Origin of the sequence: Bradyrhizobium sp. 147, from assembly GCF_023073935.1 — a bacterium.
Lineage (GTDB): Bacteria > Pseudomonadota > Alphaproteobacteria > Rhizobiales > Xanthobacteraceae > Bradyrhizobium.
The window spans coordinates 16,263-43,138 of the sequence record NZ_JADPKL010000025.1; the positions used below are offsets into that span (position 1 = coordinate 16,263).

Consider the following 26,876-nt stretch of genomic DNA (forward strand, 5'->3'; position numbering starts at 1 on the left):
TCACTCGAAGATCGATCGCAGCCAACGGCCTTTCGTCCACCTTTCTTCCTTGTCTTTCGCAGCTTTTGTGCGTGGTCGTCCTGCTATTCCCGGCTGCTGCCGTAGCTCAGATCAAGCGGGATGATGGAGGTGGGCCGCAGCGTACGGCTGCCGACGGCATTAGCGGAACGCTGACCCTTTCCTCTTCGCTGGGTAAGACGATTCATCTGCCAGCGCCAGCTGCGAGCATCTTTATCGCAGATCCTACGGTCGCGGACTATCAGGCACCTTCGAACAAGACCATCTTCGTTTTCGGCAAAAAATCCGGGCGGACCACCTTGTTCGCACTGAACGAGGGCGGGGAGGCTCTCGCTGAACTGCGTGTTGTCGTCACGCAACCGATCGAGGATCTGCGCGCCACGCTGAAAGCCCAGGTCGGCGACTATCCCATCCAGGTAAGCTACACCCCGCGCGGGGCCATCCTTAGCGGTACGGCGCCCAATGCGGAGATCGTCGACATAGCGATGAAAGTGACCGAGCAGTTTCTTGGGTCTGGTGCGCTCGTCGTCAACAAGATTCAGGTGGCGGGGTCATTGCAGGTGAATCTGAGCGTGCGGGTGGCGGAGGTCTCCCGGAGCGCCATGAAGGAGCTCGGCGTCAACCTCTCCGCTTCCGGTCAAGCTGGCCCTTTCACTCTCGGCATGGTCAGTGGCAGTGGTGGTGGATACGGCGCGGCGCAGGGCGGCGGTACGGCGAAGATAGGAGTCAACACTGGCCATGTGAACGTCAGCGCTATGCTCGATGCACTGGCTCACGAGCGCCTCGCTTCCGTACTTGCTGAACCGAACCTCACCGCAATGTCAGGCGAATCCGCCAGCTTCCTCGCCGGCGGCGAATTTCCCATTCCGGTGTTGCAGGACAATCGGCAGGTCTCTGTCGAGTTCCGTCACTTCGGCGTCAGCCTGGAGTTTGTACCGACCGTTCTCAGTAACAATCAGATCAATATCCGCGTGAAGCCTGAAGTCAGCGAACTATCGTCACAAGGTGCTGTCAACATCAACGGCATCTCCGTGCCGGCTCTCTCCACCCGGCGTGCGAACACGGTTGTCGAGCTCGCCAGCGGCCAAAGCTTTGCAATTGGTGGGCTTATCCGGCGCAACTTCAGCACTGAGATCACGACTTTCCCCTGGCTCGGCGACGTTCCGATACTTGGTGCGCTATTTCGCTCATCGTCATTTCAACAGGATGAGACGGAACTCGTGATCATCGTCACGCCTTACGTCGTGCGGCCAAGATCGAACTCGAAGCAGATGAGTGCGCCCACCGACCGCATCGCTCCGCCCTCAGACCTCGCGCGCAGTCTGACGAACACATTGGCAACGCGCTCGCCTGTTCGCAGTGCTCCCCCGATAAGCGTACCAGGCGCGACAAGGGGCACCGGCCACATCATCGAATGAGGATCGACCAATGAGATTACGATTCGTGCGCCCCCTCATCGGTCTGACGGCCAGTCTAGGTGGCTGCGCTAGCACCGCGCCGACCTACCTCGAGCCGACCGCGCAAGCGATCCTGGTTGAACAGGAGAAGAACGTCTTACTGTTACAGACCCTTGGAGGGCCCGAACGGCAGCGTCTGCGTTATTTCATAGCAAGTACCGGTCGCGGTCGGTATGACGCGCTGCATCTTGATATCGTCGGCTCACGTCGGCTCGGGGCGCAGATAGCAGCTGAGGCCCGCGCAATGGGCGTCGACGCTCTCAACATCCGCCTGTACAGTCCATTCATCGATAGGCGTGATGGCTCTTCCGCCCGAATCGAGGCGATTACGTACGAGGCGCGCCCTCCCGTTTGTCCGTCGATTGCGATCGTCGGCCCTTCAGTGAACGACAATTCTTTCGATCCGACGCTTGGCTGCTCGATCCGCAACAACTTGGCCGGCATGGTCAACGATCCGCGCGACTTGATTGACAATCAGGCCGTTGTGCCGAGTGATGGCAATCGTGCGGCCATTCCCGTTGCCACATACAAAACCTTCGCGACCGGCAATAACAGCAACTTGGGTATAGCTAACAACAAGCTGCCATCAGATCCCACGTCTGCCGGCACCCAGACCGTGCAGCCGTCTCGATAGCGAGAACATCAGTCATTCGATGCGACCTCATTCACAACACGAACTAGACTTGGCCGGCGGCAAAGAGTGCTTTTGCGACAGCCTCGAAATACTGGACAGGAATGGAATTGCCAAGGCTAGCGTTGCAGATTAGCTCACGGACCAGGACGTGATCATCGACGATACTGAGACGAAGGCGCCTCGCTTCATCAAAGAGCCGTGAAGCCGCCTCCCCATCGCCGCGGCAAACCAGGACCGGGACGCCCGTTTCGCCACGGATGTAGCGTACCCCGACCAGCAGCTCGCGCCCAGTCAAGATCAATGTCGCGCGACGCACGCCGAGTGGAGACTCGCTCGCCTGCTCCCGCCGAAGGCGTCGGTGTTCGCGTTTCACCTCCGGACTGCCTTGCTGCTCCTTGTCCTCGCGCTTCATATCGCTCTTAGTCATGCGCATGCCGCGCAAAAACAACCAGCGCTGGACGAGGAGATCGACCAATCCGCCGATCAGAAATGCACCACTTGCAATCCCGATCAACAGTTTCACTTGAATGAACACGAACTCGAAGCAGCCCGTGCCGCAAACCGGCAGATAGACCAGTGTCTTCCACGCGCCGACAACGACGAGGACAAAGATCGCGCCGAGGCAGAAGACCTTGACCAAGGTCTTCCCAAGCTCGATGAGCGAACGCAAAGAGGCGATGCGCTTCAGTCCGTTGATGGGATCAATGTTCTCGAATTTCGGCTTCATCGGCTCGGAGGAGAACACTAGTCCACCATTGGCCAGGACCGTCGTCAGAATTGCGCAGATGACCATACTCCCAAGAAGCGGGCCAACAATTCTCAGTGCAAGTTCGGGCAAGACGCCGAGCGCAAGATCGACCGCAATATTGAACGGCTTATCAAGCAGCTTGTCAGTCAGCATGAGCGCTTCACGACATTTGTCGTAGATGGAACTCGCTTCTATCCAGAGATAGCCGAGACCGGCGCAAGCGCTGAGGGCCCTGACTAGATCCGTGCTATGCGGAACCATGCCTTTCTTGCGCGAATCGCTTAGCTTCTTTTCAGTGGGGGCGAGCGTTTTCTCTTCGCTCGTGTCGCTCACTTCAGTTTCCTTTCAAGCCTCTCCAGCTCTCGGCTCGACTGTATGATTTCGGATTGCATGTATTCGATGAGATAGATCGTATAAGTGACCATGACGATCGCAAAGCCTATATTCTTGATCGTCAACGATAGGTCCCGCGGGTTGAATTGCGGCGCAAAGCGCCCGAGCAGGAGCGCGGATATGTCGGCCAGCAAGAGGAACGCTACCACAGGTCCAGAGACCAGGACGGCGGTACGTATGATGCTGTCGAGCACGCCCCACAACTCCAGTGTCCCTTGCATGCTCAGCGTGGGTCCAAGCTGATAAGCCGGCCAAACCAGATAGCTGCCGTAAAGCCCACTGATCATGGTTTGCAGCCCGCCCGTGACGACGAAGATCGTGATCGCGGTGGTACCGATAAGCAGTCCCGTCGCCGAAGCCTGACTGCGTGTCGCGGGATCCGCGGGAGTGACTACGCTGCTGATGCCCCGTTGCGTGTCGATGAACTCGCCGACGGCCTGAAGACTCCAGAGGGGAATACTGAGCAGGGCGCCGATCAGCAGGCCGACACACGTCTCCTTAAGACCGAGTAGCGGGATCTTGAGCAGACGGGTGTCCGGATCTAGCTCCTTCAGCCCATCGGCGATGTGCGCCAAGTATGGTAGTTCGAGTGCAACGGCCAGGCAACCGCGGATCAGGCCGCCGATCTGCGGACGCGTAAATACCGGAAGCACCAGCATAATGCCCACGGGGCGGGCCGCACCAAGGCTGGCAGCAACGACGAGTTCGATGGTTGCCTGGATCAGACTTTGCGTGTTGGTGGTTGACAGATCATACATGACGGGCGGCTGCTAGTAGCCGGTCGTGAGCGCGGGAAAATCAGTGAAGATCTGCTTGGCTTGTTCGATGAGCGGGGCGCTCAGCACCGGAGCAAACAAACCTATAATCCCAACAATAACCAAAAGCTTCACAGTCAGTGGCAATGTCTGATCCTGGATCTGCGTTGCCGCCTGGATGATGCCGATGACGGTTTCGGCGACCGCCGCTGCAATGAGCGGCGGCAGAACCCAGGTCATGAAAAGCACCAGTGATCGGCTCATATAAGGGAGAATAGTGGCCTCATCCATGCTCACCCTCCAGGTGTTGTATAGCTCAGCACTAGCCCGTGCATAAGCCGCGACCAGCCGTCAATCGCCACGAATAGGAACAGCTTGAAAGGAACTGAGATCACTGTCGGAGACACCATTGACATGCCCATGGCCATCAGAATGGTCGTTACGATCAGATCGATAGTGATAAACGGAAGGTATAGCAAAAACCCGATTTCGAAGGCACGCTTGAGTTCTGAGATTAGAAAAGATGGGACGAGAATGACAAAATCATCGGCTGTGGCTCTGCCGCGCATCTCTTCCGGCCAGACACGTTCGGTCGAGGACAGGAAGAAGCCTCGCTGTTCTTCATTGGTGAAGTTCTTGAGATAGGCTCGCAGCGGCTCCTGTCCCTCTTTCGCAGCGGCTACCCAATCCTCGAGCGTTTGATAGCGGAGCTGCAGATCGGCGACTCGATTGTAGCTCTGCTCAAAGACGGGGGCGCTCGTGAAAGCGGTGAGCATCAATGCCGCGCCGTATAGAACGATGTTCGGTGGAATCGACTGGGTCCCAAGCGCATTGCGAACGAGGAAGAGAACGACAGATACCTTTACGAACGCCGTGGTCGTGACGACAGCGAAGACCAACAAGCCGAGCGCGGCCGTGACCGCAAGAAGCGGCAGTATTGCTGGTTCAATGTTAGTCATTTCCCGCTAACCCGCCACGCAGTCTAACGCCGAGCTCGTCCCCAATACGTACTATGTCGCCACTCCCGATACGTACGCCGTTTGCAAGGATATCGACCGGGCCATCGACCGGCCGGCCAAGTTCGAATACATATCCTTTGCTGATGCTTCTCAAGGCTCCCAGCGTGATGGGCCAGCGGCCGCATTCAAAGACAAGCGAAATCTCAATATCGTCGAGATCGGCTTCCGAAGGCGGCTGCTGTGAACCGGGTAGTGTCGTCATGTGCGCATACTCCAGAGGGCGCGGCCGCAAGCGAAACGGTCCGTGCAGGATCAGGTGGTTGCCAGTGACATCTGCCGCGGTCCATAACCGGCCCGCAGTGAGGATGATCTGACCGCGGGCGAATGGCATTACATCCGGCAACAAAGCGTCGCCCTTACGCGTTTTGCGAAGAAGCGAGGCTGACGCCCGGAGGGAGCCGACCTCTCCTGCAACTGTAACGGGTAACTGTGCGGGGACCTCACACAACTGTCGCGGCAATTGGCCGAGCAGCTTGCCTAAGGCGCGGAACGCCGGCGGTATCGGTCCATCAAGAGGCGAGAAAAGAAATAGGCGACCTTTGCCCCTGACCGGACCGTAGATGATGTCGAGTTCGATATAAGGCCCGTTCTTCTCGGCCTTTCCAACATGAAGGAGTCGCAGTTGCTGCTCTGTCTCAGTCTCCACGTGCGCGAGCAACGGTTCAAGTGCAAGTTCGAGAACCAGCGAACGACTTGGCTCGGAAAGTAAAGCTAGGCCACTCTGTACTGTCGAGATCAAGGCCTCGGCAAGCGCATGCGGTATCGACAACACGAGCTCATCATCGCCGAGGCCCCAAACGCAATCGAGCATCGACAGAGCCGGAGGTTCCTCCTGCCACACAAGTCGTTCCAATCGCACCGACAGCGGCTTGTCGCAAAGGTTACTCCGCGAAGAGGCGGAGGGCCGCACGTTTCTGTTGAGCCACGTTACGAGACTCTGCGTTAAACGCTGGGTTGGCTCGTACTTCGCGTATGCGTCCGCGCGAGTTGCAGGAGGCGGCTGTACAGGGCAGCGCATTTGCTTCCCAACTGGACTAGCTGTAATCAAATTGAACCGCCCGCCACCGGCATGGGCAAACCCCTCCCATGGCGAAGCAAGACTTCATCATCGGCCTCTAGCTCGGCTGTTACTTCCGAATGGGTATCGGCCGCACGCCGGACGTCGGTCTCGATTTGTCGCCATTTATGAGTCGCTGCGGAACGCTTCGCCCAGTGCGCACGCCTCTCGGATGCGGCTGTCTCGGCCTGCTTTTGAGCGATACGCGCCTCCTCAAGTGTGCGGCGTTTCGAGGTGATCTCGATCGCGAGCCTCTCAAGGGTGAGCTGGCAATGATCGAGTTCAACGACGGACAAGGTACCGGCCGACATCAACTGTTGGTAAACCTCCGCCTGGGCCTCTGTATGATGCTTTTCAGCAATTGCAAGTTCCTGCCATGCGTGCTCCGCGGCCGAGGTCGCGATATGAAGCTTGGCTTGCATATTGGACAACTCACTACGAGCACTACGCTCGCGCATATCCTTTACTTGCCGCAAGCTCGAAACGTGTATGCAACTCATGCGGTCAGATGGCACATCCATGTGACGGTTTCCTCAAAAGTGGACGCATCGTTTTCACCTTGGCGTAAAAACTCGCGCAGATCATCGATCGAAGCGACAGCTCGGTCCGTCAGCGGATCGCTGCCTTGCTTGTATTCACCAACCTTGATCAAAAATTCGGCCTCTGCATGACGGGAGATAAGATCACGGAAGAGGGATGCTGCCTTGCGATGCGGTGCAGATACGACGGCATCCATGACGCGGCTGCGGCTCGACAGTACATCGATGGCGGGGAAATGCGCCCGCGCCGCGAGAGAGCGTGAAAGAACGATATGACCATCGAGAATGCCACGCGTTTCCTCGGCGATTGGATCGCCCGTGCCGTCACCTTCCACAAGCACGGTATAGAAGGCCGTGATTGAGCCACGCTCACTCATACCAGCGCGCTCCAGCAAACCTGGCAACATTGCAAAGACAGAGGGAGGAAAGCCCCGGCGGGTCGGTGGCTCACCGGCAGCAAGCCCGATCTCGCGCATAGCGCGGCTAAATCGCGTCAATGAATCCATCATCAGAACGACGCGCAGGCCTTGATCGCGAAAATATTCGGCGAGCGCGGTTGCCGTATAAGCACATTGCGCCCGCTCCGTCGCTGAGCGATCGGAGGTCTCAACGACGACGACCGTGCGGCGGAGGGCAGTCTCCCCAAGATGCCGCTCGATGAATTCACGCACTTCGCGTCCACGCTCGCCTATCAGCGCAACCACGGTCACGTCAGCGACCGCGCCTTTTACGATCTGCGACAGTAACGTCGACTTGCCGCCACCAGGCTCTCCATAAATGCCGATGCGCTGGCCCTCGCCGCATGTCAGAAGACCATCCAAGGCGCGAACACCGAGTGGTAGAGGGCGATCGATGATGCACCTTGTCATTGGATTTGGCGCCTTGCCGCGCAGCGGACGCGTCTCCACGGTTTTGACTGCGCCCCTGCCATCGAGAGGACGGCCGAAGCTGTCGATCACCCGCCCAAGCAAATTGGGGCCGACCGGCACTTCGTGCATTCGGCCAGTGGCAACGACTTCTGCGCGGCCGGACATGCCTTGCAGGTCACCGATCGGCGTCAGCAACACGCCGTCCTGCAAGAGACCGATCACCTCGGCCTCAAGCGACCATCCGGTGCGCGGATCCTTGAGCACACAAACTTCTCCAATACGAGCATCCGGCAAAACTGCATGGATTAACGTGCCGAGCGCCCGCGTGATCCGCCCGCGTACGGCACGCGTGTCCACATGGCTTGCCGTAGTTCGCAGACGCGCCAGCGCCGCGTGCAGAGTCCCGTCTCCATCAGGACAGCTATGGTCTGGTCTCGGCGCCGTCACTATTCGTCTGCCTCATGATCTAAACCAAAGCCCAAACGCAGTGCGCGGAGCTGCGCGTCAAGTCCGAGATGGATATTGCCAAATTCGCTCCACAGCACGCATTCGTTCGCTGACAGCGCCGGGTCCGGAATAATTCGGACCGCCGGCCGGTCCTCCCGTCCGTCACAGGCAGCAAATTCGCGCGTAAGCGCATCAGCATCCATGGGGGACGCATGAAGGGACAGTTTCGCCCCGCCATATCTGTGCGAAATCGTGTGACGAACCGTCCTCACCAACATCTCGCCGGGATCGAAATCGCCCAGTAGATCAGTTACGATGTCCATCACGAGCGCTGACAGTTCCTCCTCCAAAACGGCCTTTCGTCGTGCCACTTCCGAGGCAGCCTGCGCCACCAGCTGTGCCATTTCCTCGGCGCCGGCCCTCACCCCCTCGGCATGGCCGCGCGCACGCTCCTTCTGAAAAGCTCTGCGCGTCCAGCCGCGAGCGCGCTTCAGATTTCGCTCGGCCACGGCACGCGCCTCGAGGGCGCTCTGCCAAATCTCGAGATCCCTCGCCTCTATGAGTGGCCCAAGCGGGCGGATGTGCGGAGCGACGGGCGGCGCAGTTTCGTCGGCTGTCATCCCGCTGGGGCCTCCCTCGTCAAATGGGCCAACACCGGTGAAAACAATTGGCCCGCGGCATCGCGGTGTTCAGTCCCCGGATTGTCGGCGGCCGTTCCGACAGCTAGGCGTAGAAGCACGCGGCGGCAATCAAGCGTTGACGCTTCATCGAGCCAAGCGCCGAGGCAGGCATGTCCATCGTCTTCAATCCCTAGCGCGAGTTCTTGAGGATCAGCAATTAATCTGGTCGAAACCGCATGCGCTGCATGTCGGATCCCGAAAGCCTGCACCTCGGTGCCGACGTGCTCGACCAGAACGGCGACATCATGCTTTGAAATCAGCCTTGTCAGCGAACGGGCATGCCAAATGCCGCCGGCGAGCAGGGCAGCCCTGCTCGGATCATGCCCGAGGAGAAGGTCTGGCCCGAAGTCACTTCCGTTCAAGCCCATTTCATCTTCAAGCAGCAACGCTTGCAGTCTTACCTGCAGCCTAGGACTCTTCTGCAGTCGCACCAAAGTCGCGGCCGAGAGGTTCGCGTCAAGACGCGCGGCAAGGCGGGTCGGATGAATCGTGGCAGCAAGCTTACGAATACCTACAGAGGCTAGTTTCAGCGGATCATGCCGCTCGGCAGACGGATTCGGTCTCGTCATGTCGGATACCACACTACGCCGCATTAGGCTTAATCGCTTTGCGAATCATCTCCATAGCAGAGACAGCCGAGCGCCCACCAACAGCGCTAACTTTCTGAGATGATTGCCTGCGCTGGCGCCCACGAGCGCTCAGCAAGACGCAGGACAGCACGCCGAATACAGACCCGCCGAGACCCATGCCAACCGCAACCAATGGCGTCGAAATGACTCCAGATGCTTGGACGAAACCAGCCGCAGCCGCCGGTCGCGGCTCTAGTGCGGGCCGCTCGACTGAGACGAAAACAACAGCCACCTTGTCATAGGATAAGCCCTCGATGCTGTTGGCGACGAGCATTTTAATCTGCGGCAGCAAGATTGAGAGATTTGCCCTCGAGTCATGTCGGATGAAAACCGACGCCGAAGATGGCGTGGTGTCACGTCGCAACAGGTCGTTCTTTGGCAGAACAACGTGGACGCGCGCCGAGAGGACACCATCGATATCACTGATCGTGCGAGATAATTCCTCGCTCAGCGCATAGACGTAACGGGCGCGCTCCTCGATTGGCGAAGCAATCAGACCCGCCGCGCTGAACACTTCGCCTAGACTCTTGAAAGCGTGGCGCGGCAACCCTTCGCCATTCAGCAGGTCGATTGCGGAAGCAATCTGAGTCTGCTCGACCTGGATCGTGATAGTCCCGTCCTTAGCAGCAACGCGGACCGCATCGACCCCGTTCTTGAGGAGGACCGCAAGCATCTCATTGGCCTCACGCTCCTGAACTTTCGTGTAGAGATCGGCTTTGCAACCAACCAGGGCAAGCAGGAGCGGCAGCAGAGCCAGAAGTTGAAGCCGCTTGCGGAATGGGCACGCCTGACCGCTTTCGCGATCGATTAAACCAATCATTCGCCCCACTCAGCCCGCCGATATCAGCTTATTCAGAGATGAACCGAGGCTACCGATGCCATTTGAAATGAGTGTTACCTGGATGACGCTGTCAGAAACATCCTTCAGATTCGCCAACATCGCCTCGAAGTCACCTGCGCCACTGGGGGCGCCCGGCACACCCGCTCCCGCTTTGCCCGGCTGCAGCAATAGGGGCTCCGACGTCGACCCGGTCTCCGCACCTTTTGGAACTGCATTGACCGGATACATCGCAGAAAGGTTCTGGAGGATGCGATCGCCCAGCGGGCTCGCCTGTGTTGTTGCACGCGATACCTCGGATATCGGCGGAACGGGCGCCGCTCCCGTTACTGGAGGCGCAAGGTCTGGAACCGAAGCCGCTTGCAAGAGGCTCTGCTGAAACTGGACCTGCTCGTCGACCGCTGTTGCCGAACAGGCCTTGGACAGGCCTTCTAGATTGTGAGAGATCGGCGCAGCGCCTAACATCATCATGGAAAGACTCGCTCTCATCGAGATGTGATACGACCAGCCGTTCAAGCCGATTAGCGGCTCAATGTCCTAGACAGGCCAGCTGACGACAAGCTGACGAGTTCGCCCGCAACATCGCCATCTAAAGATCACGTTTCGCGTTCACGTACCGAACGTACTCCTGTTAGTTTAAGTCAACGAGAACCATGAATGCTCATCCGATCCATAATCCCGCACGTTTTGAACGGAGTTCTGTGTGTCGCCGTTTTCGGCGGAACACAGATCGCGCGCGGCGCTCCCCTGTCGCTGCCCTCGACCCCTTATCGGTATACGGTTCTGGATCAGGAGCTTTCTGCCGCGCTGCAGGAATTCGGCAACAACCTCAATATTAAAGTCACCATCAGCGCCGAGGTGAAGGGTCGGATTCGCGGGCACATGCCGGACCTGCCACCGCGCGACTTCCTTGATCATCTGACTCAACTCTACAATCTTCAATGGTATTACGATGGGCTCGTGCTTTACGTCTCTACCGCAAAGGAAGCGCAAACTCGTCTGCTTGTCCTAACTTCAATCAGCTGCGACGCGCTCAAGGCAACCCTCGATGCGCTCGCCATTTCCGACGAACGCTACATCATGAGATCGGCTCCGGGAAATGGCCTAGTCCTTGCGTCCGGTCCACCACGCTTCATCGCACTCGTGGATCAGACGCTCAATGGTCTTGTGGCGGAGGCGCAGGCGCGACCTCGCTCCGTCGAGATGCCGTCCCGGGAATCTGTGCTGATGTTATATCGCGGCGCCTCCGCGACGATCGTTCGGGATGGGCGAACTGAAGGCCCGTACTCTTCAGACATGCCGCGCCAGGAGGGTGCCTTGCCTGCGCAAGGGCCGGGCCCAAGATGATACAGCTCAATCAGCCGTTACGCGGGTTGTGCAAGGAGCCTGGACCGATCGTCCGGTCAGACGCCGCACAAGCACGGCGAGACGTGCGTGCCGTAAATCGGCTCCAGAACACGAGAATTGCCGCTGCGCCACCTTGTCCACCAGTATCCGGATGTCCGGTGGTAGTGTGCGGGAGGTTCTGCAAAACCTGAGCGGCTGAAGCGGTCACAGTAAATCCGGTATTTGCGAAGATCACCGCCCATAGCGGAGCAAGGACCATCACGACCGTGACGAAGATTAGGACGGATGGCTCTGCCGTCAAACAGCTTATTGCGTCGGACAGGGATCCTGAAACCCCTGATCCAGGGTGCGGTGCAGGAAGCTATCGAAGCCGCGATGGCGGAGGCGCTGGGCGCGGCGAGGCGCGGCTGGGCTATCGCTCCGGCTACTATACCCGCTCGCTTATCACCCGGGGTGAAGGTGCCGCAGGACCGTCAGGGGCGGTTCTCGACCGAGCTTCAACGCTGTCAGCGCTCGGAGAAGGCACTGGTAGCGGCGCTGGCGTTCGGACATCAGTCTTGAATGCTCGCGGTTTTGCGACTGCACCACATTTTGCGGCTTGGACGGGGTTAACACCGAGGGCACAGTCGAGCGGCGGGAAAGAAAGGTTCGGGGCGGTATCAAAGCGTGGAAATCGGCAACTACGGACGCTCTTGATCCTTGGTGCGACCTCAATCATCAAGCTTGGCAAGCGAGGCTTGAAAGTCCCGCTCTGGATTCGGATCATGCTGCAAAGACGGCCGTCAAGCTCATAGCGGTGGCGTTCGCCAATAACTTGCGCGCACCATCTGGGCCTCGCTGTCAGAGGCGGCATCTATCATGCGCCGCCTGCAATGCTGAAAACCTAATCTTAAGAACTCTCCGGCGGAAGAAGAAAGCTGCCAAGGAGGCAAGGTGCAAATCTGGATGGACCCCGAATGACGACATTCCCGGTAGCAATCAGGACCGCCTGACTCACTGCGCTTCGAGCGCGAGAAATTGATTGGGCGATTGCTTCCGCGGATATCATCGTGGCCAGCGGCCAGGCGCCGCGTTTACAGGTCGAACATATGACCGCACCGTCGTCCCTTGTTCAACCAGAGAAAGATCTTGCAGCCCGGGCCGTTCCACATATGAGTCAGAGCCCCTTTTGGATGCCGATCGGGAGTCCCAGTCCAATGCCGATCGAGACCCGTGTCAGCCACGACGGGCTGGTGTGGATCAGTGGGAACTATTACAGCATACCCGACCATACGCGGCGCATTGTCGAGGTGCAGCAATTGCCCGATGTAATCCCATTCTCGATCAAGGCGCAATCGTTGCCGTCCATCCCGTTCTGGAGAAGGCCGCCGGCGAACTCGCGTCGCGCCCGAGCATCGACAGGCGGCCAACCGGTCCAGGTCGCGACCTGGCGTATCCGAAACCCTCGTCGATCGGGCCGGCGATCACATGCCAAGCCGGTCGCTGGGGTTTTACCAAGGTGTTGCAAACGGCTCCCCAATCGGAAGGCCGGCCATAACCATGCACGCGCAGCCGGCAGCGACCGACAACGTCAGGAAAGGCCTAGTCGCACTCAAGATGCCACGTGCGCTCAGAATGCTGGACACCACCTGCGGCGAATTGAAAGAGGGTGAGGTCACCTGGATTGAGGCGCTCGATCACGCATCGAGGAGCTGACGGTCCGCGACAGTCGCCGTGTCAGCACCGCGCTGAGAATGTCTCGCCTGACCACCGTCAAAACCCTCGCTGGCTTCGACTTCGCATCCAGCCCTCGCTCGATCGCAATCGCATTCTGGAGCTTGCCGAATTGAATTCATCTGCTTGCGACACCGGCAAGAGCCATCTCGCGACGGCACTCGCGGTCGAGGCCGTGAAGGCGGGAAAGAGCGTCGCGTTCGCCACGCTCGCGGACATCGTCATCACCACTTTGCGCGAGCACCTGCGGTTCCTCGCCCGCGCCTCCCTCCTTGTCGTCGACGAGATCGGTTACCTCCAGGTCGTACCTGGCGGCGGCAATCTGTCTTCCAGTTGGTGAACGCCCGCTATGACAAGGGCGCGGTGATCCTCACTTCGAACCGGCCACAGCAATTGCTTGATCGACTGCTTCACCACACAATTGTTATCAAAATCGAGGGATCGAGCTATCGGCTCCGCCAGCACGCCGCTCTCGTCCCGGAAAACGTCCGCTTGCCAACCCGCCGCAGCCCAAGCGCCGCGGCCGCCCGCCTGGAAGGACCAACGACGATTCCGATAGCGGCTGGTCCCGGAACCACAATCGCCGTCACCCAGGGAAATCTGGACATTCTCACGCAAAGTTCGCTGCCGTTGACAGATGTCCATGATCTCCGCCAGGTACAGCAGCCATCTGCAATCGAACGTAAGTGATGTCGGCGAGCCAGATCCGGTTCGCTGCTGCGGCCCTAAAGTTACGATCGATGAGGTTTGGCGCGATCGGCAGGCCATGACGGCTGTCGGCAACTCGGTGCGGCCGGGCCATGATGGCGCCGATACCGTGCCGATGCATTAGGCATTCGATCCGGCCCCGCTGGCGCCAAGTCCCTGTGCCCGCAGCGCGGCATGGACCCGTGGGTTGCCGTCCCCGCGCGCCGCTGTCCTGATGAACTCGAATGTCAGTAAAGAGCGCAGCATTGGTGGTCGTGCGTGCTCTGTCCGGACGCTCGCGCCAGGCGTCATAGCCGGCCCGCGAGACCTCGACCGCGGCCCACATCAGCCGCCGGGCAGGTATCGCGATGGTCCTCGATGAAGCGGAAGCTCGTGTCCGCGTTCCGGCAAAGATCGCGATCGACTTTTTAGAATGTCCCGCTCGATGGGCATCCGCTCGTTCTCCTCGGCAAACGGGCGATCTGGGGAGCCTGGTCCGCCGACATCGGCGCCGTCTGCGTGCTGTGGCGCCGCGTCGCCGATGCCGGCTCCTGCCGGAGCTTCTCAACGCAGCGCCGCAACACCGAACCGCGCAGACCGAGTTCCTTGCCAACGGTTCTGATCGATCGGCCACTCGACACCAGAAGCTTAGCCGCCTGTCGCTTGTACTCCTCGGTAAACAATCGACGTTGACGTACTTCCATTCGACGCGTCCTGGCTCTCTGAGCCTACTACAGGTGTCCACTCATTCGGAGGAGGTTCGCGTAGCTGCGCACCGTCAGCTTCTCGAAAGCTAAGCCTCCTAGGCAGAAGGTGTCGATCTGGGCCCGGCGTTAGCTGTTGGATCTGCCAAAGGAGAATCCGATGGATCCGTTCCACAATCTCGGCCAATTCGAGCCTCCGGATTTCGCCCGGACGGACTACGACGAGCTGCAACAGCTCCCAGTTGACCAAGCGGGGTTTCAACAGCACCTAAACGAGTTGCACCTGCGCGAGCGCCCGCCCCGCAATGCAAATCGTCGCGGCGACCCTTATCCTTATAATGTGTCGAACAGGGATGCGGACTGGTTGGACCACGGGGAAGGCATCTCGCGGTCGACGTGGAATCCGCCCACCGAATCTGAACAGGGGAGCAATCAGCATGTGCTTTTTGCGGCCGCAAGTCGCGGTGGCCAGTTGCCAGCCGGCAGTTTCAGTCCGGCGGACGTTTGGCACGGCCTGGATTCAGCGGTCCACTTGCCGACGCATAGTGTCGACCAGCAGGAGTATTCGTGGGCGAACGCCGATGATGATTGGCCAACGACCTCCACTGTTCCTTGGGAGCAACATCACGGGGGATCCTTCCTCGACCCGCGGCCATGGCTCGGCGATGGCAATACTTCAGAAGAAGGGCACTGGTTAGCCCCGGCAGAGGCGCAGTGGGTCCAAGCATTGAGCGACGGGCGGGTCTCCCCCGCCGCTGGCGGTCCGACGAACGTTGAAGGCCCCGTCCTCCAGCAATCGCAGCTTGATGAAATCCTGAACAGTTGGGCTGGCGAGGAGGAGCAGACAGAAGACGAGGACCGGCAAGAGGCGGTAAGACGAATCAAAGCCTGGGGAGAGGCCGGCGACGTCTATGCACGGCTGGAGCTACCATACCTGTGCCTAACGACCTTGCCCCCCGCCTTTCCGCCCGATCTCCGGACGCTCGACGTCAGCGAAAACGAGTTGATGCACCTACCCGACAACCTACCGGCCGAACTCCGGACGCTCGACGCCCGCGGCAATCGCATGACAAGCCTGCCTGAGACCTTGCCGGCGGCACTTCAGTTACTCGCCATCGGCAGCAATGAGCTAACCAGCCTGCCCGTAACACTTCCGGATGGCCTTCAGACACTCGCCGTCGCCAGCAACCGGTTGGCCAGCCTGCCTGAAACCCTGCCGGCCGAGCTCCAGCAGCTCGATGTTCGCAGTAACCGGCTGACCAGCCTGCCGGAGACCCTTCCGACCGGACTTCAGTTACTTGAGGTCGGCGGCAACAGGCTGACCAGCCTGCCCGACACTCTACCGCCCGAACTCCAAGAGCTCGAAGCCGACGGCAACTGGCTGACCCGCCTGCCCGACAGCCTCCCCGCCGAGCTCCAGTTGCTCTTCGTCCGTGACAACCGACTGACTAGCCTGCCCGAGACGCTCCCGCCTGAGCTCCAGAGGCTTCATGCCGGCGGCAACAGGCTGACCAGCTTGCCCGAGACCCTCCCGGCCGAGCTTCAGGTGCTCGAGGTGCGAGACAACCGGTTAGCCAGCCTGCCGGAGACCCTGCTAACGCAGCTAGATTCTGGGTGTATGGTTTATCTGGAGGATAATCCGCTGCCCGAGCGGGTGCAGACGAATCTGGCGACGGCCCTGAATGCGCGAGGCTATACCGGCCCTCGGGTCTTCTTCTCAATGGGCCGGGAACCGGCGGTGAATCATGAGCGGCCGCTGGCGCAGGCTGTGGCCGACTGGGTCGAGGGGGAGCCGGAGGTTCTGGCCGCCTGGCAGAACTTCGCTGACGAGGCGGGTGCGCCGGAATACGCGCGCTTCCTCGACAGGCTGCGGGACACCGTAAATTCTGGCAATCCCCAGTTCCGGCAGGCCGTGATTGAGGATCTGCGGCAGGCGGCGACCAGGCCGCAATTGCGCCAGCAGTACTTTCAGCTGGCTTTCGAAGCGAGCGAGAGCTGCGAGGATCGCATCACTTTAACCTGGAACGGCATGCAGACCGCACGCTTGAACGCTGAAGTCGAGGATGGCGCCTATGACAATCGGCTTGACGATCTCGTTCAGCAGGGCCGCGTCCTGTTCCGCCTGGACGCGCTCGAGCAGATCGCCAGGGAGAAGGTCAACTCGCTCCGCTTTGTCGATGAGATCGAAGTCTATCTGGCCTATCAGGTCAAGCTGCGCGAGCGGCTTGAGTTACGGCACATCGCCCCGGACATGCGCTTCTTCGGCGTGTCCTGGGTCACTGAGTACGACCTCAGCACGGCTGAGATGCGGGTGCGCGACGAGGAGGAGACGGGGTTGGCCGACTATCTGGCAACTCGGTGGCAACCCTGGGAGACGGTGCTGAGCCGGATCGCACCCGAACCCCATGCACAGATGCAGCATCGGCTGCTCGAGGCGATGGGGGAGGAGTTCGACAGCCGACTCCAGCAACGGCTCGCCGGTCATGAGCTAATCGGGAACAGCGATGCCGAGCGGCAGTTCGGAGCGCAGATCCGCGATGAGATCGTCCGCGAGATCAAGGGCGCGCTGACGCGTCAAGTGCTCGCGGACCATGCGCTTGAGCTGTGAAGCGGCCATCGCGTTGCAAGGAGCTGTCAATCCTGTTTTCACTCAGGCGTCGGCGCGTCATGGTCGGCTCCAGACGCCCGCGCGGAGGCGCGGAGGGACCATCTGTGAAAATGTAGTGCTCGGCCGGCACGATCTAACCGCACGGCGGCGCTCGATCTTTTTTCGAACGATTGCCGCGGCGGGCGCGCCCGGCAGCGGCGCAGGTGCTTCATCACCTTTCGCAACATCGACCGACTGCCGCCATCGTTTACGTAATCTGCCGCCAGGCAATCAGGCTATTCCATCCGGGGTGAGACGAGGACTGGTTGACTGGCTCATCGCATAGGCGTTCGGAACTTCCTTTGTACCTCCTGACGAGCCCAGCGGGTGCCGAGTCGCTCGGCGGCATAACGATGCGGCAAATCCCTGCATCACACCTGGTATCGGCCATGGCGTATGCAGGAAAACCCCAATCAGCCGATGAATTGGAGTTCACGCTGAGTGCTATGCCGGATAAAGCGTGACGTGAGACTTCCTGCCCACGAGCAAGCCAGGAGACGAACACAGGGATCTTACGAGCGGGTTTCGACACCCCTTTTCCAAGCACCAGGCTTGCCGCACGCAACGGGGCTAGCGCAAGAGAGGCGCGTCGCAAATCAAACTGTATCACATTTCTCTTATGCCCCAGCAGTTCCCTGCCGCACTTAGCACCCACGGGGGGTTCCCAAAAAGGCCCTGCTCACCTAGTTGGTAATCGAGACAACAGAACCACTACGTCCGCTACTATTAGCTATGCCGGGTCACTTCTGTAGGGCGGCACGCCAGCGCAGCGGGCGGGTGCTTGCATTGCGCGATATCGTGCACCGATCGTTGCGGACAACGTGATTTGGTCCGCGCAATCGGAATACGCTGCGCTGTCGCCATTGCTTGTATTGCAGTTGTGGCTCATCAAGCGTCCCACGTTGTCGAGTTAACGCATTTAGTCTTGAGCGCATATAAATCGCAGGTCCAGGCAGACGTTGGCGAGCACTCAATGCGAGGCACTTTCGCATCGACACGCAACACCGATCCGCTGCATTGATCTTCCGAGCATTTTTGCTTCAACGCGTCGCGCAAAGCTCCTGGTCAGGAGTCCGGCCGATCGCGCACTCAATGCGTTCGCGCATAGCTGGATCGATATCTCTGGCGCCGAGCAACTTTGGCGCCGGCGGCTCTTGCATTTGAAGAGCTGGTCTATCCCAGCTAGCGCAACTGCAGAGCCCCAGAGTAGCGAAGAGAGCCGAGCACGAAAGCAAACAAAATGAACCCAAGCGCCACCGCACTGCCTTACGAGGTGAATTCATGCGGTCCTTCTTGGATTGACTGCTGCGCCTGTGAATCGGCTGCAAGGAACGTGTTGCTGAGTTCCTCGGACGGCGCGTCGTCGTCCTTTGCAGCTGCGAGTGTAATGGATCCAACAGGCTGGATTGTGAAGTCCGAGGCAAGGTCCTGATAGGATAGAACAGCAAGATCGATCCCATTACGGGTGAGAAAGCCGCGGACAAAGCGTCGTATATCCATCGAAGCAAGGATAACGGGCCGGATCTGCCCCCGAACTACGTTCGAATGGATCTGACGCATTTTTGAGAGCAGCGCCTCGCTTTGCCCGTCGCTCAAAACCAGGTAGGGTCCTTTGGCAGTCTCTCGAACCGCGCTGCGCACGATATCCTCGGTTTGACGTTCGATGATAAAGACCGGAACGACGCGGTGTGCGTTGGCATACCGGTGGCAGATTTGCCGTCTCAGACCGGAGCGAACATGTTCCGTGAGCAAGACGACGTTTTGTTCACGTCCGCTCCATTCGGCCAATGCTTCCAAGACCAGCCGTGTGTTCCGGATCGGAATACCCTCCTCCAGGAGGCGCCGCAAGACGTCGGCTACTTTAGGGATCGGCGTCGTACGCAACACCTCCTTGACCAGATCGGAATATTCCGTCTCCATGCGAGCCAGCAACTGGCGCGTCTCCTGGATACCCACCAAGCACTGTGCATAGCGGGTTAACGCCGAATGGACGCGCAAGGCCAGGATTTCAATGGGACGGTGGTGCCCGATGCCGGCTGCTTTGAGAGCCGGTGCATTGCTCTGTTCAATCCAGATTTGATCCGTCTCCCGGTCATGCCGAAACGGGATGCCACTCAATTCAATGTTGGCCGGATCGTCGCGGAGTGCGAGCTGCGTTGGATCAATTAACTCCTGCTCGACGGGCACGCCCTCGACATCCACCCTGTACTGCAAGTCTGGCAAGCGCTCGTCGACCTCGATGGGGATGCGCGGAATTGTGATGCCGAGATCAGACGAGATCAGTCCCGAAACGCGTGCAATGTGCTGTTGCAATTCTTCTTTGTCGATCGCCCGTGTCAGACTTGACGCAAGGAACAATGCGATGGGAAGCGCCTCCGCAGGCACGGTTTCCTTGTTAGACTGTGTGGGAGCCGGGCGAGAGATATCAGCGCTTTTCTTGCCGCTTTGGGTCCCACCGTCGGCAAAGCTCGCTGCCGCAAAGACTGCAGCCAAGACGAGAAAGACAGGGAGCGGAAAACCCGGAATAGCCCCCATTACAACGAGGACGCCGGCAGACAGCCGCAATGCGTGCGAGTTTGCTGTGAGCTGGTTAACGATGTCGGTCCCAAGATTGAGCCTTACAACCCCATTTACTCGAGTGATGATTGTCGCAGCTGTAATCGAGAGCAGCAGCGAGGGAATTTGTGAGATTAACGCATCACCTATGGTCAGCAGGGTATATTGATGCAGCGCCGCCTGGAAAGACATTCCCTTGGAGAGCAGGCCGATGGTGATCCCGCCCAGCATGTTGACGCAGATAACCACCAATCCTGCGATGGCGTCGCCCTTCACGAATTTCATGGCGCCATCCATAGCCCCGTAAAGCTGACTTTCTTTCTCCAATGTAGCGCGCCGGCTGCGGGCTTCATTCTGATCGATATGGCCATTGCGCAATTCCGCATCGATTCCCATCTGCTTGCCTGGCAGAGCATCGAGCGTGAACCGCGCCGCCACCTCGGCCACGCGTTCAGCCCCCTTGGCCACGACGATGAACTGCACCATGGTCACGACTAAAAATATGACAATGCCGACGACGATATTTCCCGATATGACGAAATCACCGAACGTGCGAATGATGCTGCCCGCATCCCCCTCAGCCAAGATCAGCCGCGTCGTTGAGACGGTGAGCGCCAGACGGAATACCGTGGAAATCAGAATGACGCCTGGCAAGGACGAGAAATCAAGTGGAGTGCTAATATAGAGAGCGACCATCAGCAGCAATATGGCGAAGCCCAGATTGAAGCCGACGAGCGTATCAATCGCCACTATCGGGATCGGCATGATCATCATGCCGACCGTCAGAAGCAGCATCAACGCGACCATCAAATCGGAGCTGGCCGACGCGCGCGCAATGATCTTACGCAGGACGCTGATCATGGGGACCTTCCGATCGTTGATTGATCAGGCCAGTGCTCTCACGCAACGAGACATAGCGTTGGAAAGCGGCGAGCGCCTCGTCTATGAGGCCGGCCCGCCGTAGGGCGTGGCTACGCAACAGCATCAAAGAGATACGCGCCGAGGGTTCGTCATCAAGTGCGTTCAGTCTATCTAGGACCTGCAACGCCTCACCTCCGAGGCCTTCCAAGATGAGGGCATAGGCGAGAATCCGTAATAGATCGACATCTCGCGAGTCGTTGCCGACGATGAGTCGCAAGAGAGCCACGCATTCTGCGCTCTGCCCACATGCAAGGTGAAGATAGGAAAGTGTACAGAGCAAATCGCGCTCCTGTCCGGAACTCAGTGAGACGTTATCGGATTCGGAAACGTTGGTCGTCCGTTGCGCTCCATCGGAGTTGAACATTGTTAGGCTTCGATTAAGCTATTCCGATTCTGGCGGAGCAGCGCTAGCCAGTGCAGTCCCTGCCGTAGGACGACGATACCGTCCCCCGCCATCGAATCCGCAGGCGCGGCCGCCAGCTTATGAACGAGACGTTCCAGAACAATGCTATACCCCTCTTCCCGCAGCATGTCCGGATGACGTAGGCTTGGAGTGACGAAGGAGAGTAGATCGTGCGCGATATCGCGCCCGTAGAGCGATCCCACCCCAGCGGGCTGCTCGATCTCATAAATGCGAGTGCGCATCTCGTTGAGACTGACACGCCCGACTGCATCAATATCTTTGGCCTCCGATGCGGCTTCGATCGCTACATCCAGCGGCTTATAACGCGTGTTCAGCTCGCCCCAGATCGACGCCAGCTCCTTCTCGCCATTTGCACGAGCACCGTCCGCCTCACCTTTATTGGGTTGGATGGTCGGCCCTATCACTGGTTGATGATGGTGCTCGCTGAGTCTCTGCGAAGCAGTGCCAGGCCCGACATCGTGGCGGGACAGCTTTGACATGACGATCTCCTTATCCTTCCTTCGGGCACGGAAAGCCTAATACGGAACGGCAACAACGCGGCCATTGCGGCTTAGCAGCACACGCCCATCCTCGATTCGAGTGACCGCCCATCCCTCCGCCAAGAGAGCGCCGACGAAATACTTCTGCCCACCGACAAGCAGATAGGGCTGGGATCCGCGCGAAACAGCTTCGATCGCGATTGAGGATGGCTGCTTTTCCTCCTTGACGATCACTCCGTTCACCAGTGTCACCGCACCGTATGTACGAGCATCGAACCATTGCTGGAGCTCCTGCCATTTCGCAACGGTTGCAGGCGTGACTTTTCCCTCAGCGCTAACAAAACCCGGCCCCGAACCAACCCTGATATCGAGCAGGCCCGCCTTATCAATTTCCTGTTTCAGCACTTCGGCTGCAGCCTGAGCTCGCCGATCGTTAGGCCGGTTCGTGCCCAGCTTGGGTACAAGCTCTGCGGCAGGCGGCGCAATGCCGGTCGGTGCACTTCCGGTGGCTTTGAAGAAAATGGTCGAGAGACCGCCTACACCAAGAAAGCTGAGGAGCACGAGGGCGAGAGCTGAGATCCAAACGCGCGAGAGGCTGATCGACCGAGCCTCAACTGCATTCTGCATCGACCAGCGAATAGACATGGCGCCCGCACGAATGACGGCGGGAAGAAAAAGAACAACACGTTCACCTGCGGCAATATCCCCTTCGCCCTCTGGGGTGCTTACGGCTGCAAGAGCCTCAAGCTCGATTGAATTGCCAACGAGGGTGATACGTAGGTGATGCGGCTCAAGCCCTTGTTCGACGAAAACCATATCCGCGTCGAGGCCGCTACCGATAAGGCTCGTTCCGGCAGCCGCCTTCCCGCTTAGCCCGACATAAGGTCCCGACAGTACCTCGAAATGTAAGGAGGCGGCCTCATTCACGGACAATTCTCCGAACCATGACGAGCACGGCAGGGCGATTGGTCGCACGACTCATTCTAGGCCGCACCACTCACATCACCCGATGACGGGAAAGGCGGAGCGACGATTCGCCCCGCCTTTGACCGTTATCCGTTGACGCGCTCGCTGGCCGCCTTCCTCTCACTCGAGAGCTCGGTCGTCAGTGCACGCAACCGTATGTCCTGCACCATGGCCTGCTGGTTAACCGCCTTCAATTCGTCGATCAGTTTCTCGAAAGTACCCGTCCCACCAACGTTATCGGCCGCCGAGCTACCGACGCTGGAACTCGTGGACTTGCTATCAGTCTTGCTATCAGTCTTGCTATTTGCCTTGCTGTCATGGGTGTCGTGGGTACCACCAGTAGAAGAGCTAGTAGAACTTGTTTTGGTCATATCGCTTCACCTTCCGTTATTTTGCCGCCATCAATGGCAACACTCCACTGACGTCGAAGAACCGGCGTCAGGTATCCTCTTCTGTTTCAGCTATAGCTTCGCGAAGATTTGACATGTTTCGCTCCATCGCCTGCATCGCGACGCTGGCAAGAACCGAACCGAAAGCCGATTCGAACTTCTGACGATCAGTTACCGACTGCGAGCTGCCACTGTCAGAATTGGTATGGATGACGCCTTCGATTGCCCCGGCCATCTGGTGCCTCTCACTTCAGTTCCGCCAAAACGGTGGTATCACCACCGAGCGATTCACATTGCTTACGCTACTGGGACTAGCTGTCGAGAAGCTGACGAGAATGAGAACAACCTCACTATCGTCAACGTCAACCCAGCTGAGAGCGCGCATTCGCAGGTACATGCCGCGACTGCCACCGCGCGAATTTCTCGGCCCCACTTTCAATCTCTACATTATGCCGACGAGCGCCAGATCGCGGCGCCTGCCCAACGCACCTCATCACATTGCTCGATCAGCAATGGTGTGATGGCAAGTCAGAGGCAAAACCGCGCGCAGTTGGAAATGCTGCCGCGGGAATCGGCGGTGATGTTGTTTCGTGGCTCCACAGCGATCGTCACTCGGGACTGACGACCGCAGGCACCTGCTTTGCGAAAGCGTCAGAACAGCGTCGTGCTTGCACATGCTCTGAGCCGGAGATGAGTTTCATGAGCACGATGACGCCTCTCCGGGATGTTAAGACGACCGACATTGGCTCGTCCTGCTCCGTCTAAAAGTCGTCAGCTTCTCGAAAGCTCGCCCCCTTAACATGAAAGCTCGATCTTACGACGCCGACGCCAAGTATTTACCGCAATGGAATGGAATGAACCTAATGCAGCTCAACAGCGTTTCGCTGCCCGCCAGTGCAGATCCAGCTCAGTTCGGGCTTGTTCCGGGGGCTTCGTCGGCCTTGGGATCATCCGCGCAGACCCCCGGCCAGATTCGGCAAGGCGAACCTTCGATGTTCGAGGCAATGGTGTCCATCTGCTCGCGGGAAGAGAAATCCGACGTTCCCTCCACGCCGCCGGATCTGCTGCAATCAGAGCTACAGATCCCGCAGGATTCGCTGGACCAGTTGTCAGCGCACGCGAAGGCGGCGATCGAGGCGGTGATGAAGGATCCGTTTTTTTCTTCCTCGGTCGATTCCTCCTCGGTCGATTCCTCGTCGGTTGACTCCCCTAGTGCAGACGCATCGGCGACGGCTGCTCCATCGCCTGACGTTCCGAGCACTCCGGTGCCAAGCTCTAGGATCACGTGGGACGGCGGCACGCTGACCAATGCCGAGTTGCAGATCGTGGCAGTGCTGAACCGGCACAAGGACCAATGCCCACTCAGCTGGGACTCGCTGGCAGCCAAGGCCAGCGATCCCTCGACGCCGCCGGATCTGAAGGAGGCGATCGACGGATTGCGACGCGATCCAGAGCTCTTCTATGCGATTGGCTCCCAGGGGGACGGCCGCTGCGGCGGCAAGATCAAGGCCAAGGATCTGTCAGAGTTTTCCGCCAGCCATTCGCAGGTTGCTACATTCCAGGAGCAGCAAGCGCATAGCTACGAGCAGAACTATATTCCATCCGACGGCACCTCGAATGGACAAGCGTCGGTCATGTCCTTGAATGATGCATTGCGCGAGTTTTACAAGTATTCTGACTACCTGCCCAAGAGTTTGAGCCTTGACGATTTCAAGCGGATCGTCGACGGCAACGCCGACATCGGTAAGTGTCCGCCTCAGCTGATCGCGGCGGCTCAACACTTCCTCGATCACCCGGACGCCTGGAAGCAGTTGTGCGGTGGTGCGACTGATAAAATCCACAAGGAAGACTTCTTGCAAGTCGCCTCGTCGTCGATGAATTCCACGCAAAGCGAGCTGAACACGCTCGACACGATCAACAAGAATCAGAATGCCTTCTTCGGGGACGGCGACCTGACACGACACAAGTTGGCGAGTATGGTGGATGACAAGACTCTCGACCCGAAGATACGAGAAGCGGCATCGCAACTGCTCTCGGACCCGCTCTTGTTCCGTTTGCTAAACAATTCGATTACGGGTTACAAAACCCATCAGGAGTTCTTCGACTTAGGCGGCGGGCATACGGTCGACTCTGGTAATATCAGCAACAACGACTTCAGGCACTTCTATAGCAACATGTCACTTGCGAACCATACCGTTCAGCAGATCAAGACCCATGTCCCCAAGACCGCCGCTGAACAAAATGCAGTCACAGATATGGTGATGGGGGTATCCGACCAACCCGATGTCGCGTCTCCGAAGAAGAATGGCGGGGTTCTCATGCATGCGGTCGATGACGTAGCCAAGGTGGGCTCGAAGGTGCTCGACTGGGAGGCCACGGCAGTAGGCCTGCTCGGCGTCATTCCGGGACTGGGCGAGTTGGCCGATGGCGTATCGATGGTGCTCGAGCTCGAGTCGCAAGCATTGTGCCTTCTGCATACGGGCATTAGTGGGGGTGATATGAAACAGGCCCTGAAAGAGGCTGGCCTTAATCTTGCGGGGCAGGCCATTAGCTTTGTCGCTGGGCCCGAGGTCAAATTCGCGCTGCGCGAGGGCCTCGCAAAGGAGATGCTCGAACAGACCGTGCAGTTCGGCCTCGATACGGCGATCTCGAAAGTGCAGTCCTATGCCGAGGACCATTTGGACGACCTGAAGGCACGCCTTACCGAGCCCATGCAGGCCGCAGGCGTTCCGAGTTAGGTCGCTACGCCGTCGTCGTCTCAGACGGTGGTCTGAAAGGCCAGTTTTGCGGGTAAGGTGCGGATGGATACCTACCTTTTCAGGGACGGAGGCTTGCACCTTCAGCGCCGCTCGACAGCACGGCGTCGAGAAACTCGGTATGTGCCAGGTCGTCAGGGCGAAGCCGCCACTTGGCAAACGGCGGCGGAAGAACGCGCGCTGCACTCGAGGCGCACCCCAAGCACCTGGCGCCACTCTTCTGAGAGCCTGACCGAAAAAGGGTGAGCGGTTTTGGCCGGCTTGTGATTCCTTCGGATTTGCAAAGATTCGAGGGAGGACACCATGCCGTGGACCAAAACCGCTCGCATCCAGTATCAGCGCGATGGACTGCGTTACGCAAGCGATCTGACCGATGCCGAATGGGCGCTGATCGCCCGGAAGATGCCGCCGCGACGGCGATTGGGTCGGCCGCGGGAGGTCGATTTGCGCGAGATCGTCCAGGCGATCTTCTATGTCCTGTGGAGTGGCTGCCAATGGCGAGCCTTGCCGAAGGGGTTCCCGCCATACTCGACAGTGCAGGGCTATTTTTACGCTTGGCGCGACACAGGCAGATGGCAGGAGATTGTCGAATCTCTAGTTCCGAAGGCGCGCCGGCAACTGGGACGAAAGCCCAAACCGACTGCGGCCGTGATCGATAGCCAGACCGCCTCGACGACGGAGGCCGGCGGTCCACGCGGATTCGACGCCGGCAAGCGCCTCCATGGGCGCAAGCGCCATATCGTGACCGACACCAACGGTCTCTTGTTGGCCGCATATGTTCATCCCGCCAACATTCAGGATGTCCATGGCGCCGTGCCCCTGTTGGAAGATTTGCGAGGCCGCTTTCCGAGGCTTCAGCATGTCTTTGCCGACCGAATCTATCGCGGCAAACAGCTCGTCAACGCACTCTCAGACTGCGGGCCCTGGACAATCGAGATCCTCGAGCGACCGCACGGCGTCAAAGGTTTCCAGCTCCTGCCCAGGCGCTGGGTCGTCGAGCGCACCTTTGCATGGTTCGGAAGATGCCGGCGCCTGTCCAAAGACTTCGAAGGCTCTGCCGCTACCGAGCTCGCTTGGCTGCTCGCCGCCCATCTAAGGCTCCTAATTCGCCGTTTAGCCAGATCTTGATAGCGTCCACGCGCTTTTTGAGTCAGGCTCTCAGAAGCCGCTGGCCGGTATGGTGATCCGCGGATCAAGTCCAATT

The 26,876-nt window shown here is 59.0% G+C and carries 24 protein-coding genes and 2 pseudogenes; 8 read left to right on the plus strand and 18 right to left on the minus strand.

Annotation, left to right across the window (positions count from 1 at the left end; genetic code table 11):
- Positions 1 to 14: 14 nt before the first annotated feature.
- Positions 15 to 1,436, plus strand: coding sequence for a type II and III secretion system protein family protein (locus IVA87_RS07025; protein WP_247333273.1), 1,422 nt, complete (start codon positions 15 to 17; stop codon positions 1,434 to 1,436).
- Positions 1,437 to 1,446: 10 nt separating this feature from the next.
- Entirely contained in the window at positions 1,447 to 2,109 is a 663-nt protein-coding gene (locus IVA87_RS07030; protein WP_247333075.1) for a CpaD family pilus assembly lipoprotein, read from the plus strand.
- Positions 2,110 to 2,152: 43 nt separating this feature from the next.
- Here the strand turns inward: IVA87_RS07030 and IVA87_RS07035 are convergent, their stop codons facing one another.
- The 11 genes from IVA87_RS07035 to IVA87_RS07085 form a co-directional block, all read right to left on the minus strand.
- Positions 2,153 to 3,190, minus strand: coding sequence for an EscU/YscU/HrcU family type III secretion system export apparatus switch protein (locus tag IVA87_RS07035; RefSeq protein WP_247333077.1), 1,038 nt, complete (start codon positions 3,188 to 3,190; stop codon positions 2,153 to 2,155).
- Complete coding sequence (sctT, locus tag IVA87_RS07040; protein WP_247302562.1) at positions 3,187 to 4,008, minus strand: type III secretion system export apparatus subunit SctT; 822 nt, start codon at positions 4,006 to 4,008, stop codon at positions 3,187 to 3,189. Before sctT ends, IVA87_RS07035 begins: the two co-directional genes overlap by 4 nt.
- Before the next feature lie 12 nt (positions 4,009 to 4,020).
- On the minus strand, positions 4,021 to 4,296 hold the full coding sequence (locus IVA87_RS07045; RefSeq protein ID WP_247275802.1) for an EscS/YscS/HrcS family type III secretion system export apparatus protein: 276 nt from the start codon (positions 4,294 to 4,296) through the stop codon (positions 4,021 to 4,023).
- A gap of 2 nt (positions 4,297 to 4,298) precedes the next feature.
- On the minus strand, positions 4,299 to 4,964 hold the full coding sequence (gene sctR / locus IVA87_RS07050) for a type III secretion system export apparatus subunit SctR (RefSeq protein ID WP_247302560.1): 666 nt from the start codon (positions 4,962 to 4,964) through the stop codon (positions 4,299 to 4,301).
- Positions 4,957 to 5,835 carry a type III secretion system cytoplasmic ring protein SctQ gene (gene sctQ / locus IVA87_RS07055; protein WP_346015856.1) on the minus strand — a complete coding sequence of 293 codons (879 nt, stop codon included), beginning with the start codon at positions 5,833 to 5,835 and terminating at the stop codon, positions 4,957 to 4,959. Before sctQ ends, sctR begins: the two co-directional genes overlap by 8 nt.
- A 233-nt stretch (positions 5,836 to 6,068) precedes the next feature.
- Positions 6,069 to 6,602 carry a hypothetical protein gene (locus IVA87_RS07060; protein WP_247333079.1) on the minus strand — a complete coding sequence of 178 codons (534 nt, stop codon included), beginning with the start codon at positions 6,600 to 6,602 and terminating at the stop codon, positions 6,069 to 6,071.
- Positions 6,578 to 7,846, minus strand: coding sequence for a type III secretion system ATPase SctN (sctN, locus tag IVA87_RS07065; RefSeq protein ID WP_247333080.1), 1,269 nt, complete (start codon positions 7,844 to 7,846; stop codon positions 6,578 to 6,580). Before sctN ends, IVA87_RS07060 begins: the two co-directional genes overlap by 25 nt.
- An 89-nt stretch (positions 7,847 to 7,935) precedes the next feature.
- On the minus strand, positions 7,936 to 8,556 hold the full coding sequence (gene sctL / locus IVA87_RS07070) for a type III secretion system stator protein SctL (RefSeq protein ID WP_247333081.1): 621 nt from the start codon (positions 8,554 to 8,556) through the stop codon (positions 7,936 to 7,938).
- Positions 8,553 to 9,185: a nodulation protein NolU gene (locus IVA87_RS07075; RefSeq protein ID WP_247333082.1), complete on the minus strand. Its 633-nt coding sequence runs from the start codon at positions 9,183 to 9,185 to the stop codon at positions 8,553 to 8,555. Before IVA87_RS07075 ends, sctL begins: the two co-directional genes overlap by 4 nt.
- A 13-nt stretch (positions 9,186 to 9,198) precedes the next feature.
- On the minus strand, positions 9,199 to 10,065 hold the full coding sequence (sctJ, locus tag IVA87_RS07080; protein ID WP_247333083.1) for a type III secretion inner membrane ring lipoprotein SctJ: 867 nt from the start codon (positions 10,063 to 10,065) through the stop codon (positions 9,199 to 9,201).
- 9 nt (positions 10,066 to 10,074) lie between these two features.
- A complete protein-coding gene (locus IVA87_RS07085; protein WP_247275810.1) occupies positions 10,075 to 10,554 on the minus strand; it encodes a nodulation protein NolB in 480 nt (159 codons plus the stop codon).
- A 186-nt stretch (positions 10,555 to 10,740) separates the two neighbouring features.
- Between IVA87_RS07085 and IVA87_RS07090 the strand changes: the two genes are divergently transcribed.
- The 3 genes and pseudogenes from IVA87_RS07090 to IVA87_RS07100 all read left to right on the plus strand — a co-directional run bounded on the left by IVA87_RS07090 (position 10,741) and on the right by IVA87_RS07100 (position 13,790).
- Positions 10,741 to 11,430, plus strand: coding sequence for a nodulation protein NolW (locus IVA87_RS07090; RefSeq protein ID WP_247333084.1), 690 nt, complete (start codon positions 10,741 to 10,743; stop codon positions 11,428 to 11,430).
- Between the two features lie 587 nt (positions 11,431 to 12,017).
- A pseudogene (locus IVA87_RS07095) lies at positions 12,018 to 12,224 on the plus strand (transposase); the annotation flags it as partial.
- 745 nt (positions 12,225 to 12,969) lie between these two features.
- Positions 12,970 to 13,790: pseudogene (locus IVA87_RS07100) on the plus strand (ATP-binding protein).
- Between the two features lie 468 nt (positions 13,791 to 14,258).
- Here IVA87_RS07100 and IVA87_RS35095 read toward each other — a convergent pair.
- A complete protein-coding gene (locus IVA87_RS35095; protein WP_256466457.1) occupies positions 14,259 to 14,534 on the minus strand; it encodes a transposase in 276 nt (91 codons plus the stop codon).
- A 160-nt stretch (positions 14,535 to 14,694) separates the two neighbouring features.
- On the opposite strand from IVA87_RS35095, the gene IVA87_RS07110 reads away from it, so the two are divergent.
- The gene (locus IVA87_RS07110; protein ID WP_247333086.1) at positions 14,695 to 17,142 is read left to right on the plus strand and encodes an NEL-type E3 ubiquitin ligase domain-containing protein; all 2,448 of its coding nucleotides are present in this window, start codon (positions 14,695 to 14,697) and stop codon (positions 17,140 to 17,142) included.
- A 1,305-nt stretch (positions 17,143 to 18,447) separates the two neighbouring features.
- On the opposite strand, the gene sctV is transcribed toward IVA87_RS07110, so the two are convergent.
- From sctV to IVA87_RS07140, 6 genes are all read right to left on the minus strand, one after another.
- Positions 18,448 to 20,598, minus strand: coding sequence for a type III secretion system export apparatus subunit SctV (sctV, locus tag IVA87_RS07115; protein ID WP_247333089.1), 2,151 nt, complete (start codon positions 20,596 to 20,598; stop codon positions 18,448 to 18,450).
- Positions 20,579 to 21,022, minus strand: a complete 444-nt coding sequence (locus tag IVA87_RS07120) for a histidine kinase (protein ID WP_247333091.1) — start codon at positions 21,020 to 21,022, stop codon at positions 20,579 to 20,581. The genes sctV and IVA87_RS07120 overlap by 20 nt, the downstream gene beginning before the upstream one ends.
- 2 nt (positions 21,023 to 21,024) lie before the next feature.
- A complete protein-coding gene (locus IVA87_RS07125) occupies positions 21,025 to 21,561 on the minus strand; it encodes a hypothetical protein (RefSeq protein WP_247333093.1) in 537 nt (178 codons plus the stop codon).
- A gap of 36 nt (positions 21,562 to 21,597) precedes the next feature.
- The gene (locus tag IVA87_RS07130) at positions 21,598 to 22,488 is read right to left on the minus strand and encodes a hypothetical protein (RefSeq protein ID WP_247333096.1); all 891 of its coding nucleotides are present in this window, start codon (positions 22,486 to 22,488) and stop codon (positions 21,598 to 21,600) included.
- A gap of 125 nt (positions 22,489 to 22,613) precedes the next feature.
- On the minus strand, positions 22,614 to 22,898 hold the full coding sequence (locus tag IVA87_RS07135; RefSeq protein WP_247275817.1) for a hypothetical protein: 285 nt from the start codon (positions 22,896 to 22,898) through the stop codon (positions 22,614 to 22,616).
- Between the two features lie 67 nt (positions 22,899 to 22,965).
- Positions 22,966 to 23,151 (minus strand): hypothetical protein, encoded by a 186-nt coding sequence (locus tag IVA87_RS07140; RefSeq protein WP_247275818.1) that lies wholly within the window; start codon positions 23,149 to 23,151, stop codon positions 22,966 to 22,968.
- Positions 23,152 to 23,779: 628 nt separating this feature from the next.
- Here IVA87_RS07140 and IVA87_RS07145 point away from each other — a divergent pair.
- The gene (locus tag IVA87_RS07145) at positions 23,780 to 25,654 is read left to right on the plus strand and encodes an HrpF/NolX family T3SS translocon protein (protein WP_247333098.1); all 1,875 of its coding nucleotides are present in this window, start codon (positions 23,780 to 23,782) and stop codon (positions 25,652 to 25,654) included.
- 321 nt (positions 25,655 to 25,975) lie between these two features.
- Positions 25,976 to 26,800 carry an IS5 family transposase gene (locus tag IVA87_RS07150; protein ID WP_247333100.1) on the plus strand — a complete coding sequence of 275 codons (825 nt, stop codon included), beginning with the start codon at positions 25,976 to 25,978 and terminating at the stop codon, positions 26,798 to 26,800.
- The last annotated feature ends 76 nt before the right edge of the window (positions 26,801 to 26,876 follow it).